This window comes from Bradyrhizobium sp. Gha (genome assembly GCF_900113735.1).
GTDB lineage: Bacteria > Pseudomonadota > Alphaproteobacteria > Rhizobiales > Xanthobacteraceae > Bradyrhizobium.
In genome coordinates this window covers 1-16,869 of sequence record NZ_FOQM01000037.1, presented here as the reverse complement: position 1 = coordinate 16,869, position 16,869 = coordinate 1, and the positions used below count along the sequence as shown (strand labels likewise).

Annotated in this window: 14 protein-coding genes; 12 read left to right on the top strand and 2 right to left on the bottom strand. The window is 58.7% G+C overall.

The genetic code is table 11. The annotated features are described in order from the left end of the window. Nucleotides 1-66: 66 nt before the first annotated feature. Nucleotides 67-1,299 (top strand): ABC transporter substrate-binding protein, encoded by a 1,233-nt coding sequence (locus tag BM222_RS31790; protein ID WP_092237310.1) that lies wholly within the window; start codon nt 67-69, stop codon nt 1,297-1,299. 53 nt (nt 1,300-1,352) lie between these two features. Here the strand turns inward: BM222_RS31790 and BM222_RS31785 are convergent, their stop codons facing one another. Next, a complete protein-coding gene (locus tag BM222_RS31785) occupies nt 1,353-2,216 on the bottom strand; it encodes an AraC family transcriptional regulator (protein WP_244547338.1) in 864 nt (287 codons plus the stop codon). 488 nt (nt 2,217-2,704) lie between these two features. On the opposite strand from BM222_RS31785, the gene BM222_RS31780 reads away from it, so the two are divergent. Beyond that, nucleotides 2,705-3,025 (top strand): hypothetical protein, encoded by a 321-nt coding sequence (locus BM222_RS31780; protein ID WP_092237307.1) that lies wholly within the window; start codon nt 2,705-2,707, stop codon nt 3,023-3,025. A gap of 496 nt (nt 3,026-3,521) precedes the next feature. Here the strand turns inward: BM222_RS31780 and BM222_RS31775 are convergent, their stop codons facing one another. Then, complete coding sequence (locus tag BM222_RS31775) at nt 3,522-3,992, bottom strand: MarR family winged helix-turn-helix transcriptional regulator (protein ID WP_092237304.1); 471 nt, start codon at nt 3,990-3,992, stop codon at nt 3,522-3,524. Between the two features lie 380 nt (nt 3,993-4,372). On the opposite strand from BM222_RS31775, the gene BM222_RS31770 reads away from it, so the two are divergent. The 10 genes from BM222_RS31770 (at nt 4,373) to BM222_RS31725 (ending at nt 15,920) form a co-directional block, all read left to right on the top strand. Next, the gene (locus tag BM222_RS31770; protein ID WP_092237301.1) at nt 4,373-6,631 is read left to right on the top strand and encodes a xanthine dehydrogenase family protein molybdopterin-binding subunit; all 2,259 of its coding nucleotides are present in this window, start codon (nt 4,373-4,375) and stop codon (nt 6,629-6,631) included. Between the two features lie 4 nt (nt 6,632-6,635). Continuing rightward, on the top strand, nt 6,636-7,085 hold the full coding sequence (locus BM222_RS31765; RefSeq protein ID WP_092237298.1) for an SRPBCC family protein: 450 nt from the start codon (nt 6,636-6,638) through the stop codon (nt 7,083-7,085). Nucleotides 7,086-7,087: 2 nt separating this feature from the next. Continuing rightward, nucleotides 7,088-7,957 (top strand): FAD binding domain-containing protein, encoded by an 870-nt coding sequence (locus tag BM222_RS31760; protein ID WP_092237295.1) that lies wholly within the window; start codon nt 7,088-7,090, stop codon nt 7,955-7,957. Nucleotide 7,958: 1 nt separating this feature from the next. Then, nucleotides 7,959-8,447, top strand: coding sequence for a (2Fe-2S)-binding protein (locus tag BM222_RS31755; protein WP_092237292.1), 489 nt, complete (start codon nt 7,959-7,961; stop codon nt 8,445-8,447). Between the two features lie 32 nt (nt 8,448-8,479). Then, nucleotides 8,480-9,691, top strand: coding sequence for an FAD-dependent monooxygenase (locus BM222_RS31750; RefSeq protein ID WP_177243586.1), 1,212 nt, complete (start codon nt 8,480-8,482; stop codon nt 9,689-9,691). Between the two features lie 33 nt (nt 9,692-9,724). Beyond that, entirely contained in the window at nt 9,725-10,441 is a 717-nt protein-coding gene (locus tag BM222_RS31745) for an isochorismatase family protein (RefSeq protein WP_092237289.1), read from the top strand. Continuing rightward, nucleotides 10,438-11,307, top strand: a complete 870-nt coding sequence (locus tag BM222_RS31740; RefSeq protein ID WP_092237287.1) for an alpha/beta fold hydrolase — start codon at nt 10,438-10,440, stop codon at nt 11,305-11,307. Before BM222_RS31745 ends, BM222_RS31740 begins: the two co-directional genes overlap by 4 nt. 1 nt (nt 11,308) lies before the next feature. Continuing rightward, nucleotides 11,309-12,361: a 2,5-dihydroxypyridine 5,6-dioxygenase NicX family protein gene (locus tag BM222_RS31735; RefSeq protein WP_092237284.1), complete on the top strand. Its 1,053-nt coding sequence runs from the start codon at nt 11,309-11,311 to the stop codon at nt 12,359-12,361. A 78-nt stretch (nt 12,362-12,439) separates the two neighbouring features. Then, complete coding sequence (locus BM222_RS31730) at nt 12,440-13,879, top strand: MFS transporter (RefSeq protein ID WP_244547337.1); 1,440 nt, start codon at nt 12,440-12,442, stop codon at nt 13,877-13,879. A 352-nt stretch (nt 13,880-14,231) separates the two neighbouring features. Next, entirely contained in the window at nt 14,232-15,920 is a 1,689-nt protein-coding gene (locus tag BM222_RS31725; RefSeq protein ID WP_244547336.1) for a methyl-accepting chemotaxis protein, read from the top strand. The last annotated feature ends 949 nt before the right edge of the window (nt 15,921-16,869 follow it).

Sequence of the window (16,869 nt, the reverse complement as noted above, 5' to 3'; positions counted from 1 at the left end):
CTGTCATTCATAAAGCTTCCCACCAAATCGCGCAATTTTCATGTAATCAACTGAAGGGGACTTCACATGAAGAATAGCATCGGAAACGGGTTTACTCGCCGTACTGTGCTCGGCAGCGGCGTTGGCATCGCAGCGGGGCTTGTATCGTGGCCAGTCAGGGCGGTGGGCCAAGTCAAGGTTAAAATCGGTGCGATCATGCCCAGCAGCGGCGTGTTGGCGTTTCCCGGACAGGCTTGCGTGCGCGGTATTGATCTCGGCGCGAAGTTTGCCAGGCAGAAGTACGGCCTTGAGATTGAGGTCATTCACGCCGATACGCAGAGCCGGCCGGAAAATGGCCGGATCGCTGCGGAGAACCTGATCGGCCAAGGTTGTTCGGTCCTCATCGGCGCCTGGGACTCGGGCGCGACCATCTCGGCGCTTCAGGCGTGCGAAGCAGCGAAGGTCCCTATGGTCGTCCATATCGCCAGTGCCACCCAGGTGACCTCGCAGGGCTTCACTCAGGTCTTCCGTTACTATCCCACGTCGCTAATGATCATTCGTCAGTCGCTGATCAATTTGAAAGCTTTGTTGCCGACCCTCAACGGTCCGCCAGCCAGCGCGGTCGTCCTCCACCTCAACAACGTGATGGGGCAGTCGAGCGCCACGAGCATAGCACAGGCGTGGAAAGAGGTCGATCTCCCGATCAAGCTCACCGAGTTCATTCCGTACGATGAAAAGGCCAAGGATCTCTCGGTCGAAGTTGCAAAAGCAAAAGCGACCGGCGCTGACATGCTTTTCCCGATCACCCGGGTCAACGACGCCATCATGGTCACACGTGAGTGTGTAAAGCAGGGATGGGGCCCAAAAATGATCTACTCGGCGAATTCGAACGGCGTTATCGACAAGGCATATTACGACGCGCTCGGCAAATACGCTGACGGCGCGATGGCGTCGGCGCTCTACTACAATCCGAAGGCGCCCGATGCGCACAAAATCCTCGAGATGTTCGCGGCCGACTACCCCAATGATTGGCTCGATGCAAATGCCGCATGCGCCTTCGAGGCCGTGCAGATCGCCAGTGACGCGGTAAAGCGTGCAGGCTCGTCGGAATCGGGGGCAATTCACGACGCGCTCAAGCTGACGGAAATGCAGCCAGTCTTGATGTCGTCCGGGACGATCAAATTTGACTCAAGCGGCCAAAACGTGAATTCCGCCGTGGCTCTCCTTCAGGCGCAAAAAGGCAAACCGCGCGTGGTATCACCGAGGGCAATTGCGGAAGCAGACCTGGAATATCCGCTGGTGCCTTTCGGCTCTCGATAATGAGCCGCGAGCCACCGCCCCGGTTCAATGCCGGGGCTGTGGTTCTATGCGTGCTATGTGAAGAACTGCTGGTTGCTGAAGCTCGATCGTTCGGCGAGGAAGCGGCGAGGGCTCTTTCCCATTGTCTTCTTGAACATAGTGATGAACGCGCTCGGCGTCTCATAGCCCAGATCGAGCGAAACGGCCTGCACCGACGCTCCGGCCGTCAAGCGTTGCAATGCGACCAAGATGTGAAGCCGCTGCCGCCAGCGTCCGAACGTCAATCCGGTTTCTTTCAAGACCAGGCGGGCGAAGGTCCGCACACTCATTGCATACCGGGCGGCGAGTTCATCGATAGTGCTGCGGTCACCGGGATCATTGAGCAGTGATGCCGCGAGATGTTGAAGTCGGCTGTCCGTGGAAATTGGCAAGTACATCTGTTCCGTGGACATCTGCACCAATTCGTCGAGCAGCACTCGACCGAGTCGGCTCGTAGGTCCTTCAACGGGATAAAGTGGGGGAAACACGGATAGCCGGTGTATCAACTCGCGAACGAGCGACGATATAGTGAATGTGCAGCAAGTGTTTGGAAGCATACTTGCCAGCGGATCGATGAAGACGAGGTAGACCTTTCCATTGTCTGATACGCAATTGCTATGCATGACCCCAGGGGGGATCCAAACGGCTCCTTGCGGAGGAACGATCCATAACCCACCAGGGGCGCGACACATGACTGACCCATGTGAGGCGACGACCAATTGTCCCTTTTTGTGCGAGTGCAACGGGAGTTCGTCACCATGTTCACCAGTTTCAATGCGCATCGAGACGATCGGGCGATCAAACTGATCCGGATCTATCGGGTCGTAATTGAGCCTAAGATCCGGCAAATTCATTCTGGCCAGGCTGTGATCCATTTCAGATGCGGGTGACGTGCTCATTGCGTTCACTCGTTAATGGCTATGGTTCCATCCGTCAGGTGGCGCGAGTGGGGCTCGCTTCGAGGGCCTGCGGACGACAATAGCCCTCTGGCAAATGATCGTCACGGAAAAGTAACGTGGTCGAAACAGAAGTCTAAGCCGGCGGCTCTGTCTTTTTCATGCGCGACACGAGCCGGATGCGCGGGCAACTGGGGCGCGATCCAGCTGCGACAAAGTGTGCTTTCCGGGTACCTCATTGCCCTCTCGCGCGCGACACGGCAGAGAATGCCAAAATCCGCAGCAGCTGGCTCGTCCGATCGCGTGTTCAGCGCGAAATGCCGCAGTTTTCGGCGAGATATTCCACGACACCCAATGCTACCAGGAGGAATTCGAAGGGACAGTGGCCATTCACATCGACGCGCCGATCAAGTCAGCCGGTGGACCATCGCTTGACTAGGACGAAAACGAAACGTCCGATTGGCTTGCGTCGCTTCATAGGGGACCCGAACATGGCGGGAGGTTCTTGCAGGGAAGTCAAGGTAACTTTGGGCGTTCAAGAGGAGGAATTTGCCGCGGCATGTCGAGACTTCGTTCTGGAGAGGAAGCCTGATCTGGCGGCCTCCATCGTCATTGTAGACAACCAGCTCAGGATTGCGAACGATCCGCCTGTTCGGCTCGCGTTTGTAGAACTTGGTCTTGCCAGATTGGTACGAGTTCTACATCTTGCAATCGAGGGCAAGGCGATTGCGCTCAAAAGAGTGCCAAGACTCCTGTTCGACCTGTCGAGCTACAAAAGAAAGATACTCCGCGCGCTAGGTAGGGACGATTGAGGAAAGTCCCTCGGGATACTAGCACGGTTTATTGAGCGCGAAGTTTCAAGGAATGGACATTCTCGACGCAACGACGACCGGCAGTTATCCTTGGCAGGAGATTGCGGCCTCTGAATTGCAAAGACGAGTACGGCGGTGCGGGCATTGCGAGATCGGAGCCGGGCGATGAAATGAACTATACTGGACGCGCGCAGCCTGCTGATCCGGATGTTCCAAGTCAGGCGCGCGCTCTTTGTAGTGCTGCCTAATTGCACGACGCGCCAAATGCCGGAAATAGCGCGGTGAGGTGCCTACTTCAGCACAAAATGCGGTCTGATATGTACGATAGTATTGCTGCTGGAGGTCGTTCGTTGGGTTTCTACGATCGAATTCCGCATTCGGCGTCTGCGAAAGATTTCCGATCTTTCGTTTTCCTCCCTCTCTACTCGGCCCGGCGCGATCGCCGGGCCCTTTTCTCGGCTGCTGGCAAAACCTAGCGCCGGTCGAAGCCGGCTGATCAGCGTCGTATGATCTTCTTCAAGATTTCGGTGAGCGCTCGAAATTCATCTTGGGTCAGCGGAGCGAAGGTCTCGCCGGAAATCTCGCCAATAGTTTCAATCGCTGCGTCCGCTATCCGTCTTCCCTTCTCGGTCAAATCTATCTCGCGTCGCCGCGGATCCAGAGGGTCTTTGGAGCTCTTGATGAGGCCGCGAGATTTCAGGCGATTGATAACGCCGGTGATGGTCGCCGAGTCATAGTGAATTAGCCGTCCTAAGTGGTTTTGCGAGCAAGGACCTACCTCCTTCAATTTCGCTAGCGTCGAGAATTGGGGCCCCGTTAATTCTTCAATCATCTTGGCGGCAAAGATGGACGTGTGAGTACGGAGCGCAACTCGCAACAAGAACCCCGGTGCGTCATCCAGCCGGTACGAATCTATAGCTTCTTTCACTTTCTCCGCCGCGCGCGGCTTTGTCTTGGGTTGCACCACGTTTTGCTTCCTTGCCGTAGGTTGCCTCAGTTCAAGAAATACAGGCTTTTAGCTCCGAACGTCTTCGGTGCCGGCCGACTGTCTACATTTCCTGACCTGGGAAATCCATCTTGTTCGACTTCGTCCCGTTTAATGCGATGTCCGTCGTTCGCATATCGAAATCCGCTCCGCTTAAGAGACAAACCCATTCTCACAAGCGCCGGGCTAGACCGGTTCGCTCCGACTTCGCCTCCGGTCACGGGAGGAAAACATCTTATAACTTGTAGACGAGTGTAGCGCTTGCATACGAGTGGTAAATGTCGTAGTGTCCTGAGATTGCTCCCGGCGCCCTGGCATCCTGCCTTACAGAGCGGCGCAACAAACTGCTGTCGGAGTTGCGTATGTCGGGGATCGACAACATGGGTTCCGTTCGACCTGACCTGATTGAAAAGGTCACGGGTCGCGCCGAGTACGTTACCGACCTGACGGTTCCGGGGATGCTGCACGGCTTTGTGGTTCGCTCGCCAGCCGTTCATGCCCGCATCGTTTCGATCGATTCGAGCGTTGCGCGGTCCATGGACGGCGTCGTGGACGTGCTGATCGGCGAAGACGTCGCTTCGTTCGGTAACTGGGGCGTTGTGCTTAAAGACCGGCCGATCATTGCGACCGACCGCGTGAGATATGTGGGCGAACCCGTCGCCGTGGTGATCGCGGGGACAATCGAGATCGCAGAAAACGCCGCAGAACTAGTCGATGTCGAATACGAGGACCTTCCGCGCGCAACGACCATCCAGGAAGCCTTGGCGGAAGAAGCGCCGCTCATCCACGAGCACCATGAAAACCTCGAAGACTTTTACTTCAGGGGTGGGGCACGGCCGACCGAGAACAGCAACATATTCCATACTTACCGGAGCTGCGTCGGAGACGTCGACGCTGCGGAGGCGGCCGCGGCTTTCATCCACGAAGACCATTTCACCTTTCCGGCCATTTCTCACTTCGCAATGGAGCCGCATGCGGTCATTGCTGATTTCCGGGGCGATTCCCTCACGGTCTGGGCGGGCGCACAAACACCGAGCGCTGTTCAGAAGGTGCTCTCGCGTCTCTTCGGGCTGCGATTGGCCAGGGTCCGGGTGATCGTTCCGTTTGTCGGCGGAGGCTTTGGTGGCAAGGCCTCGGTGAAGATCGAGCCGTTGGTTGCCGCCGCTTCGTGGAAGGTGCAACGCCCGGTCCGCGTTGCCCAATCCATAGCCGAATCGATGCTCACGTGCCGAAGGTTGGGCGCCGACATCACGATTCGAACGGCCGTGGATGCTGAAGGACGGATTATCGCCAACAGCGCCAAACTGCTGCTCGACGGGGGGGCATATTCCGACACGGGCTCGGCCGTCGCCACGAAATCGGCAAATCGTATCATGGGCCCTTACGTGGTGCCCAATGTTCGCCTCGAGGCGTGTGCGGTGTACACGAACACCGTTCCAGGTGCGGCTTTCCGCTCGATCGGTGGGCCGCAAGCTGTTTGGGCCAAAGAATCGCACATGGATAATGTCGCGGCGGCAATCGGCATGGATCCGGCCGAGTTTCGGTTGCTGAACCTGGCGTCCCGCGGCGAGCGCATCCGACCCGATTTGCGGGCGCTCGATATGGATATGAGCGAGCTGATGGGTCGGGTGACGCAGTCGTTCGCGTCGGAGGTGAAGGCGTCCGACCGGCAGGAGCGCGGACTGGCAGTCGCCGCAACCGATCCGGCCAACACGCCGATCAGTAACGCGATCGTACGTCTCAAGATCGACGGGTCGATCCTCGTTTCGGTTTCCAGCATCGAAGTCGGCCAGGGTGCGCACGCGACCATGGGGCGAATCGCGGCGCAGACCTTGAAGCAGCCGATTTCGGCGGTAACCGTCCTACGCACCGATACTTCCGTGGCCCCTTACGATTGGGGTACAGGCGCAAGTCGATCGACCGTTGTCGTTGGCCTGTCCGTCGAGAGTGCCGCGCTGGATGCAGCTGATCAGATCCTCGAAATGGTTGCTGATGTTTGGGAGCTTCCCCGAGAAAATCTGTTGTTTGTTGAGGGTGGTGTCTCGACCGGATCAGAGGTTCTCACTTTCCATCAGATTTTTCACCGCTCGTTGGGTGTCGATTCGGGAGAGGTCATCGGCCGCGGTGCGATTACGCCGCGCTCGAAGAAGGGCGCCCTGGCCGAGTCCCCTCTGTTCTGGGAGACCTCCGCGGGCCTCGCTGAAATCGTTGTCGATGAAGACACCGGCGAGATCCATGTCCCGCGATATGCCAGCGCCGCTGACGTCGGCCGCGTGATCAATCGCGTCGCGGCGGAAGGGCAGGACGAGGGGGCTGCCATAATGGGCCTCGGACACGCGCTTTATGAAGTGCTGGAGTTCGAGGATGGCCAGCCGATCAATGCGACGCCGATCGACTATTCGATACCGCGCATCTCTGACGTTCCCCCCGTGTTTGACACCATCCTTGTCGAAAACGGCGACGGTCCTGGTCCGGGCGGCGCCAAGGGAATGGGCGAGGGTGCGATCCTTCCGGTCGCGCCAGCGATCGCGAACGCGCTGTTCTCGACCTACGGCATTCGGATCACCGACCTACCGATGACGCCCGAAAAAGTATGGCGCGCCCTGCAGAAGAGGAACTGAATTCATGGAATTCAATATGTCGATGGTGGTGCCGGCGACGCCGGCGGAGCTTTGGAGCACGCTGCTCGACGTTCCTCGCATATCGGGTTGCATCCCCGGCTGCGAACACGTCGAGGAAATCCAGCGGCTTACAACTTACAAAGCGACCGTCAAACAGAAGATCGGCCCGTTCAAGGTCGAGGTCCCGGCCGACATTATCGTTGAATCGATAACCGAGCCCTCTCACGTCCGCACGCGCGCCACGGGTCGCGACAAGATCACCGGGACGAGGCTGGCGGTTGTTCTCGACGTGACCGTGACGCCGGAGGGGGCGGGGTCCACATTCGCCGTGGACGCGAAGGTCGACGTGCAAGGGCGCCTCGCGACTATGGGGTTCGGCATCATCAAGCGTCGCGTCGACCAGAACTTCGAGGAGTTCGAGAAGCGGCTCAAAGACATGTTGGGCGCGGCCTGATCATGCTCCCTTCACCCTTCGAATTTGAGAGGCCTTCGACGATCACCGACGCCGTGCGTGCGTTCGGGGACTCCGGTGACGGCATGTTCTACTCCGGCGGAACCGAACTGCTGCTGGCGATGAAGCTGCGCGTCATCCATACGGACCGTCTTATCGACATCAAGAGCATCCTTGGACTTGACCGCATTGCTCTGACCGATGCGAATGACATCGAAATCGGTGCGCGCTGTACGCACAACAAGATCGCCCGCGACCCCGTCATTCGCCAGTACGTGCCGGCGCTGTCCTCGCTCTGCGCCAACGTCGCGAACATCAGGGTCCGCAGCGTCGGAACGATCGGAGGCAATCTGTGCTTTGGAGAACCCCACGCCGATCCACCGACCATGCTCGCGGCGCTGGACGCGCGACTGGTGCTTCAAGGCGCCAGCGGCACGCGCCTCGTTCACGTGGATGATTTCATAAAAAGCGAGCTGGAAACCGTGCGTGAGCCGGACGAATTGCTGACGGTTATCGTCTTTCCGCGCCCGACCGGACCCGTGACCTATCGGCGGTTCAAGCATGGCGAGAGGCCTTCAGTAAACGTTGCGATGGTCTGGTCGATGGATGCCGCCGCAAGCACGATCACTAGCGCCCGTGTACGGGTCGGAGCGCTCGGTTCTCGACCTCAGCCCTTGAAAGGGGTCGAAGATGCGCTCCGGGGCCTGTCTGTCGCCGAAGTTCGTCCGGCTATTGAGGCAGTGCTCCCCACGGCGCTCGATGAGCTTGAGGTCAACGAGGATCGGCATGGCGCCGCCGACTATAAGCGCCACCTTGCACGCGTCTTGCTTCTGAGAAACGCCGACGAGGCGATCGCCGCAGGATGGAGCGCGTGAAATGACGCATGTGCTGCCAATTTCATTCTCGTTGAATGGTCAAGCGATCGCGATCGACGTTCCGACCCATACGTTATTGATCGACCTTATCCGGGATCGCCTTGGCTTGAAGGGAACGAAGCGCTCCTGTGACATGCAGGTGTGCGGCGCCTGCACGGTTCTGCTCGACGGCGAGCCAATTTCGAGTTGCACTACGCTCGCTGTCGATGTCGACCAGCGTGAGATCACGACCGTCGAAGGCGTGACGCCGCCCGATGGGCTGTCGCGAATTCAAAAAGCGTTCGTGCTGCACGGCGGCCTTCAGTGCGGATTCTGCACGCCGGGCTTCATTATGGCGGTCACAGCGTTGCTGAAGGCGACGCCGCACCCGACTGATGAACAAATCCGTCACTACCTGCACGGCAACCTCTGCCGTTGCACCGGCTACACCAAGATATTCGAGGCCGTCAGGAGCCTTGCCGCCGAGCAAGTCTCCGAAGATGCCGCCTAACCCGCCGCGAGATCATATCGTTTGGAGATATCATGAGCATTGGCCAGATCAGTAAATCAAGCGTCCTCATTGCCGGCGCCGGCATTGGCGGCTTGGCGATTGCGCTATCGCTGCTTCGTCGCGGCATCGATTGTGATGTATTTGAACAAGCGTCCGAGTTGCGCGAAGTGGGAGCGGGTCTTTGGATCTCCATGAACGGCGTGCGCGTTCTTCGGGATCTCGGCCTCACCGAACAGGTCGAGCAGAGCTGCATCGCGGCCGAACGACGCTCGATCCGGCTCTGGAACACCGGTGATAGGTGGCCCCTCTACAACCGCAGCTCCGACGCGGCGCGCAACCAGCCCTATTTGTTGCTGCGTGCTCACCTGCTGAAGATCCTCGTCGACGGCGTGCGGCAGTTGAAGCCGGGCGCCATTCATCTGAACGCCCACGTTGTCGGGTTCCATCAAAACGACGAAGCGGTTCGGGCCAAGCTCGCTGACGGCTCCGAAGTCGAAGGGCGCGCCCTGATCGGCGCTGACGGTGCCCATTCAAAGGTCCGTCTTGGCCTGATCGGCAACATCGAGAGCCAGTACACGCAAGCCATTGCCTGGCGTGGTCTCGTGCCTGTCGACCGCCTTGCGCCGCATCAGCGCGAACCCGAGGTGGCAACCTGGATCGGGCCCACCGCCCACGTCACGGCCTATCCGGTGCGCTGGCAGAACACGGTCATGATGACCTTTTCGGGCCAGGTAGACCATAACGACTGGCTGCTCGAATCCTGGTCGGAAAAAGGCTCAGTCGAGGAATGCCTGAAGGACTTCGAAGGCTGGCATCCGGACATCATCGAACTGGTCAAAAATGTGGATACCCTGAACAAGTGGGGCCTGTTCGTGCGGCCGTCCCTGGCTACGTGGTCGAAGGGACGCATCACCCTGCTCGGCGATGCCTGCCATTCAATGCTGCCGTACCTCGGGCAGGGTGTGAACATGGCCCTGGAGGATGCATCCGTCCTCGCCCGCTGCTTCGAGCAGGATCCCGATGACATCGCGGCGGCATTCAAGACGTATCAGGGCCTGCGGCTCGATCGCACCAACAAGGTTGTGAAGTCCGCGGCTGGCATGCTGCCGATCTTCCATAACCGGGCGCTGTGCAGGCCCGAGACAGCGGGTGACTACATCAAGACCCAGTGGACGCCGAAAGCAACGGCTGCGCGTTACGATTGGATCTACCAGTACGATGCGACCACCGTGCCGCTTCACTGACATGCTCACGATTTTGACCGCTGGAGCGCAACAGTGATTGGGGCCAAGCAACCCTGGGACGATGTGATATCGCTGGACGAGCGCGAGACCTATGCCCTCGCCGGGCTGGGTGGCGCGGCGGGATTCGGCAAACGACCGGCATTGCTGGTCATCGATGTGCAGTATCGTTCGGTCGGCAACCGGCCGATGCCGATCCGCCAAGCGATCAAGCAATACCCTACCAGCTGCGGCGAGGCCGGCTGGCATGCCATCGCATACATCGCCGAATTGGTGCGGCTGTTTCGCGAGAAGAAGTGGCCGGTTATATTTCCGCATGTCGCGCGAAAGGTGGGCCAGGACCATGGCGCGTTCTCCGCGAAGATCCCGGGTATCATGCGGATTCCGTCCGAGGGCTACGAGTTTGTCCGCGAGGTGGCTCCGGAGCCCGGCGAGTTGCTCCTGCCGAAGACTCAGGCAAGCGCATTCTTCGGCACTCCGCTTGCGACGTATCTGATCGGTGCCTGCGTCGACTCCCTGGTGGTGACCGGCTGCACGACCAGCGGCTGCGTGCGGGCTTCGGTCGTGGATGCGTGCGCGTTGAACTTCAAATCGATTGTGCCAAGCGACGCGGTCTACGACCGCTCACCCACGTCCCACGCCGTCAACCTGTTCGATATCGCCAGCAAATACGCGGACGTCATGCCGACGCAAGCCGCTATCGAGCGGCTTCACGCGCTGTCGGATGACCAGACAGAGGATCAGAGAACGTGAGCGGCGCCGCGGCATCCGGATTGCTTTACGGTGGGCATGTGCGTGCCAACGGAATTCGGCAGCATTATCTGCGGTTCGGCGGGTCCGGGCCAGCGGTCATCATTGTCCCCGGCATCTCGACTACCGCGGCGCAATGGGCCTTCATCGCAGAGCGTCTGTGCTCCGGACACGACGTTTTTGTGCTCGATGTGCGCGGTCGCGGCCTTTCCGAAAGCGGCCCGCATCTCAACTACTCGCTCGACGCATGTGCATCCGACCTCATCGGGTTCGCTGAGGCGCTCGGAATGGGCTCCTATACGTTGCTGGGTCACTCGATGGGTGGCCGCATCGGGATCCGCGCCGCGCGTTGGCGGCCATCATCCATGGACCAATTGATACTGGTTGACCCGCCAGTTTCCGGTCCTGGACGCCGCGCCTATCCTATTCCGGTCGAACCGCTTCTCAAATTGCTGCAAAGCGCGAAGCGCGGAGAAGCCGACGCGGTGCTACGGAGCCCCTCTGCTCCGCGGTGGCCCGAGCAGCACATCCGCACCCGGGCCGAGTGGATGCATACCTGCGACGAGCGAGCGCTCATCGAGAGCCACAAGGGCTTCCATCACGATGATATTCACCTCGACCTCGCCCATCTCAGTGTTCCGACCGCATTGATCGTTGCGGGACGGGGAGGGGTCATTCGGCCCGAAGATGAAGAAGAATTTCGCAGATTGCTGCCGTCGATCGCGACCAGGACGCTGGAAAGCGCGGGTCACCAAATGCAAATCGACGATACCGAGGGGTTCCTTTCGATCGTTGAAGAGCTTCTAGCGCGACCGCGCGATCGGTTCGGCAGTCGCGGGTCTACGTTCGGCAAACAGGAGGTCAGTTAAGATGTCCCGACAAATCGTTGATGTTGAAATGCTCGAGCTCTTCAAGGCCGAACTGACGCTCTGCAAGGTGAAGAAGGACGAAGTCGTTGCCGTCCTGAGCGGCGGCGAGGATCAGCAGGAATACGCTCAGGCTTTCATGCTGGCCGCGCGGAGCCTGGGTGCAACGACCTTTCATCTGAATGTGCCGAAGTACGGCCAGGGCAAGGTCGCGGGCTTGCAGGGCCGGCATGCGCTCACGGGCAACCAGCCGGCGATCGATACGCTCAAGCGCGTGGATATGGTGATCGATCTCCTCGGCTTGCTTTTTTCCCGTGAACAAGCCGACATTCAGGAAGCGGGCACGCGCATCTTGCGCGTGATGGAGCCATTCCACATCCTCAAGAAGATGTTCCCGACTGAAGATCTGCGTCGGCGAACCGAGCTCTCTCGAACGCTTCTCCAGTCAGCCAGCAAAATGCGGATCACGTCGCCGGGCGGAACGGACGTAACTTATGGCCTGAAGCAATACCCGGTCATTTCCGAATACGGATACACGGATGAGCCCGGGCGCTGGGATCACTTCCCGTCAGGCTTTGCCTTCACTCAGGCTTCCGACGGCGAGGTTAACGGCACGGTGGTGCTGATGCCAGGTGACATCCTATGCGCGTTCAAGCGATATATCCAGTCGCCGGTCACGTTGACTGTAAAGGACGGTTACATCGTCGATCTCAAGGGCGAGGGGACCGACGCGCTCCTCATTAAACACTATATCGACAGTTTCGGCGATCCGCGCGGTTGGGCGATCTCGCATATCGGCTGGGGATCGAACGAGCGTGCCACTTGGCACCACATCGCGGCCTCCCAGGAGTTCACGTCGGAGCACATCATGAATGCGCTTTCCTTCTACGGGAACGTCCTGTTCTCGACGGGCCCGAACACGGAGCTCGGCGGCACGAATGACACGCCATGTCATTTGGACATCCCGCTTCGTGGCTGCAGCCTGTGGCTTGACGATATCCACATTCTCGACAAGGGCGAGTTTGCTTATCCAGAGTTGAGGGCGCCGGGTCGCTAGCCCGCGCACATCGGATACGCAATCCGGAGTCGCGATACGGCTCCGCATGATGCTGGGCTCGCGTTCGAGCCCCCAACAATGCCGAACTCGCAGTCCGATTTCCAAAGACGCGGCAAGCGTCTCGGCACCTCTATGGACTTCTATCCCAAACAGGAAGCGCGTCACATGTCGGCAACCATCTCGAATTCGGAAGACTACACCGCGGGGCAACGGTATTCGATTATGATCTCAGCGATGCTGGGTTACATACTCGATTTTTATGACGTGCTGATATTTCCGTTCCTCTTGCCCGCGATTCAGCGATCGATGTCGCTATCGCTGGCCGAGGTCGGCTCGCTGCAGGCTCTGACATTGTTCGGGTCAGCCATTGGCGGAGCGGTATTCGGCGTTATCGGTGACCGACTTGGCCGAAAGACATCGCTTCAACTCACAATCGCATTGTTTTCCGTTGCCGCGATTATTTCTGCGTTCGCTTGGAATTACTGGTCACTTGCCGTGCTGCGGTTGATCACCGGCATCGGACTTGGCGGCGAGTATGGTGTTGGCATGGTGCTCTTCAACGAGGCTTGGAAAAAAGGCAGCCGAGGGTTGGGCGCGGCCGCGCTTCAGGGCTGTGCCGTGATCGCGTCGTCCACGGCTTCAATCGTTGGCATCTGGCTGATTGCGACGTTCAGCGACGAGTGGAGCTGGCGTATCGGCCTGCTGAGCGGCGGCGTACCCATTCTGCTTATCATCTTCATTCGCTTCTTCATGCCTGAATCCAAGATCTGGCTGGAGTATGAGGCGCAACGCAAGGCCGGTCGGGTCGCGGCGGAAGCCCGCACGCTTCCTCTTGCCGATCTCTTCCGTAGTGGCTTGGCACGGCAGACCGTCGTCGCTTTCGTATGGCTGATGAGCTATATGCTCTGCTACTACAGCGTCGTCTCCTTTATCCCGACGCTGCTGCTGCGGGACATGCACACGCCGGGTGATATTGTTCGCACGACGGCTGTTCTGCTCTCTGTTGTCAGCGGCATTAGCTACCTCGCGAACGGCTTTTTCAACGACAGGGCTGGCCGCCGCTTCGGAGCCCTCGTGCCGGCGCTGTTTTGGGTCGGGTCTTTGGTTGGTATGGCCGCTTGGGGCAGCCAGCTCTACGCCGGTTCGAAGACCGAATGGCCGATGTTCTGGCTTTATATCGGCTTTGGCATTGGCAACGTGGCGCTGGGGGTGACTGGCGTCTGGATCTCGGAACTCTATCCCGTCAACCTGCGTGCGACGGCGGTGTCTACCTTCTACATGGGAGGTCGCGGGCTCGGCAGCATAGCCCCTGTGATTGTGCCTCTAGCGGCCGCTCACTTCGGCGGAAGCTTGCTCTACGGCATGGTTGCGGTGGCCCTTCCTGCCGCAACAGTCTTCATTGTCGCGTCTCTTCTGCTTCCAGAGACCCTCGGTCGTGATCTGTCCGCTAGGGGTTTTAAAATCGGCACGGAAGGGGAAGCAGCCACGATGAAGACTGCTTCTGTGTCAAGCGGTTGATGCAGGTGTTGGGACGCTTGTCCGGCGAGATGAGCGCTGTCGAGGCGCACATCTCGTCCATGCATGCGTGCGGGAAGCAGCTGGGACTCCGTCATCCGATTTAGTCAAAGATGCTTGCCAGACTCTCCGACATGGACGTCCTCGTCCTACCCTGATTGTCGATGCGCAAGCGTTCGATCGCCATTGTCAGGCAGTATCTGGCATCAGCATTGAACGCGGCAAGCCGCCGGGCCGCCGGCGCGCCAGTATGTTCCCATCTGGACCGGCCGTAACGAAACCTAAACCGATCACTTGTACACGAGCAGTGACCATTTGCGCCTTGCCTGGCCGTAATTGCGATTGGAGACGTTCCTTGAAGCAGCTCAATAACCTGCCGATTACTCCCAAGATCAGTATTCTGGTTGCGGTCTCGATGCTGGGTCTCTCATTTGCCGGACTGCTTGCGGGCTATTTGATGCAGAAAGAAATGATCAATTCGCGTGTTGAGCAGACCCGCGCCATCGTCGATATCGCAAAGAACTTTGCGTTGGGCTTGCAGAAGCAGGTTGACGCGGGCCAACTCACCAAAGAGGTCGCAATCGCGGAATTCTCACGTCGTGCTCAGACGATGACGTATGACAAGGGTGCGGGCTATATTTTCGCAAATACGATGGATGGTGTTGCGGTCGCCTCTCAGGATCCAAAGACAATCGGGGTCAACCGTCTCGACGGAAAGACAAATGGTCGTGCGTTGATCCGCGAATTGCGCGATGGCGTGGCAGCGAACGGCGATGTTGTTTTGCGTTACGAGTTCATGAGGCCTGGCGAAAAGGAGCCGATCAGGAAGTTGTCCTACGCGGTTGGTATTCCTGGATGGAACATGTTTGTCGGTTCCGGCGCGTATCTGGACGATCTTGATGCCAAGCTGCAACCGATCATGTGGTCGCTTGGTGGGGCTATTGTCGTAATCGGACTGGTCTCGGGTGTCATCGCCTGGCTTCTTGGCCGCAGCATTACTAAACCACTGGTCGCGCTGGGCGCTTGCATGAGGCAGCTCGCTAACGGCGAGCTTGAACAAGACATTCCAGGTGTGGGGCGGAAAGATGAGATTGGCGCAATGGCCGCGACCGTCCAGGTGTTCAAGAACAACGCAATTCGTAGCCGGAGGCTTGAGCAAGTCGAGGCCGAAGCTCAACGGCACGCTGCGGCTGAGCGCCGTGCCACGCTAGAAAGGATTGCGAACGATTTTGAGCAAAGCGTAGATGGCATTGTTCGTGCGGTAGCCACCTCAGCTGCCGACATGCAGGGGACAGCCGATGTGATGACGATGACCGCCAACGATGCCAGCATGCGCGCGTCTACTGTCGAGGCTGCGTCAGAGAAAGCATATGGGAACGTTGAAATGGTAGCCGCCGCCGCCGAAGAATTATCTGCGTCCGTAGGGGAGATATCGCAGCAGGTGTTGCAGTCGACCGAAGTCGCAAGCCAGGCTGTTAGTGACGCAGAGCGCACAAACGACACGGTGCTGGTCCTATCCGGTGCAGCTGAAAAGATCAGTGAAGTCGTCCAGATGATCCATAGTATCGCCACACAGACCAATCTCCTGGCACTCAACGCCACTATCGAGGCGGCACGTGCGGGCGACGCGGGACGCGGATTTGCTGTCGTGGCAGCCGAGGTCAAAGCGCTTGCCAATCAGACAGCAAGGGCAACGGAGGACATCTCCGCACAAGTTGAGACTATGCAAGCAACGACAAACGATGCAGTTCTCACCATCAACGGAATTACGCAAACGATCGCTAAGATGAATGCTATCACCCTAAGCATTTCCTCTGCGGTCGAAGAGCAGAGTGCCGCGACCAGGGAAATTGCGCGCAACATCCAGTCCGTCGCTGGGAGCTCTAGCGAAATCAGAGACCATATAGGTAGCGTCAGCAGCGCAGCGGCCGCCACCGGCACGGCGGCTGCCGAAGTTCTCGCGAACGCACGCGGACTGGAGAATCAGTCGGATATGCTACGTGTCGCGGTAGACCAATTTCTGACCAAAATGCGGGCCGCCTGATCGGTTTTTCTTGCCGGCGGCACATCACTTGTGAAAAGGGGCGGTGCGCCGTTTCTGGTCTTCTCGCTTTGGGTTTCCCTGGCAGCGGGAGAGCCACGCGGCTTGGTCTCACAGTTTTTGGCGACGCCAGCGCGCTGCTCGTCCCTGACGGTATTTGAACTTACGCCTAACCGGTCCGGGAATGGCAAGTCACGGCCACGCAGGCAGCGCTGATCAGTCGATTGACTTCGATAGGTGGCGCTAACGACGGTATCTCGAGCGGCGCGAATTTTCCTGTGAATTCAAGACCAGAAAGTTGCGGCGGGTATACTGTCGGCATTTGTCCGTCAGATCCGGACCGTCGTTCGAAATGATAGAATGGGAGTAGGCGATCGGCTGCAAACGCGCAGTGGGGCGTGGGTTCTTGTGAGGCTGTTCTCACTATTTTTTATTCGGCGAGTGACCAGAGCTGTGGACGTCGACTTAACTCGATCGATCTCCGCGATTCCATCTCTCGTTCGCGAGCTGAGTGTTGTGGCGCGTTGCAGCGTACAGAAGGGACCGGGAGCTTGGTTGGGTGACGCCACAATTGAACTGGCACAAAGCCTAACGAGGGGCGCTCTTTCCACATTGACAATCGTCTGTGCAAAGTATAGATGGGACAACGTGCGAGGACACGCACGTAAAATTCCAACGACGTAGCTGGGCATCTGGTCTTGGCGCGTCGTTTTTGCGTTTTTAGGAACAACTTATAATCCCAGGCTGGTGCTCGGCTCAAAATATCGGAGCGGGCCACCATGGGACGGGCTTATTTGAGTATCTACCTTTCTGCAGCGCTTGCGCTCTTGGCCGGCGCTCAGGCTCAGGCGCAGACGAAGATCGGTGCGATTTTTGACCTGACCGGCGGTCTCAATATCTACGGCATTCAGCAGAACAATGCGCTGAAGCTGGCCGTCGATACAATCAATGC

What these genes read in the sequence shown, in the direction of transcription:
- BM222_RS31780 (WP_092237307.1), top strand. Translation starts at nt 2,705, where the DNA reads ATGGCGGGAGGTTCTTGCAGGGAAGTCAAGGTAACTTTGGGCGTTCAA.
- BM222_RS31760 (WP_092237295.1), top strand. Translation starts at nt 7,088, where the DNA reads ATGCTCCCTTCACCCTTCGAATTTGAGAGGCCTTCGACGATCACCGAC.
- BM222_RS31735 (WP_092237284.1), top strand. Translation starts at nt 11,309, where the DNA reads ATGTCCCGACAAATCGTTGATGTTGAAATGCTCGAGCTCTTCAAGGCC.
- BM222_RS31730 (WP_244547337.1), top strand. Translation starts at nt 12,440, where the DNA reads ATGCCGAACTCGCAGTCCGATTTCCAAAGACGCGGCAAGCGTCTCGGC.
- BM222_RS31765 (WP_092237298.1), top strand. Translation starts at nt 6,636, where the DNA reads ATGGAATTCAATATGTCGATGGTGGTGCCGGCGACGCCGGCGGAGCTT.
- BM222_RS31790 (WP_092237310.1), top strand. Translation starts at nt 67, where the DNA reads ATGAAGAATAGCATCGGAAACGGGTTTACTCGCCGTACTGTGCTCGGC.
- BM222_RS31770 (WP_092237301.1), top strand. Translation starts at nt 4,373, where the DNA reads ATGTCGGGGATCGACAACATGGGTTCCGTTCGACCTGACCTGATTGAA.
- BM222_RS31755 (WP_092237292.1), top strand. Translation starts at nt 7,959, where the DNA reads ATGACGCATGTGCTGCCAATTTCATTCTCGTTGAATGGTCAAGCGATC.
- BM222_RS31750 (WP_177243586.1), top strand. Translation starts at nt 8,480, where the DNA reads ATGAGCATTGGCCAGATCAGTAAATCAAGCGTCCTCATTGCCGGCGCC.
- BM222_RS31785 (WP_244547338.1), bottom strand. Translation starts at nt 2,216, where the DNA reads ATGAGCACGTCACCCGCATCTGAAATGGATCACAGCCTGGCCAGAATG.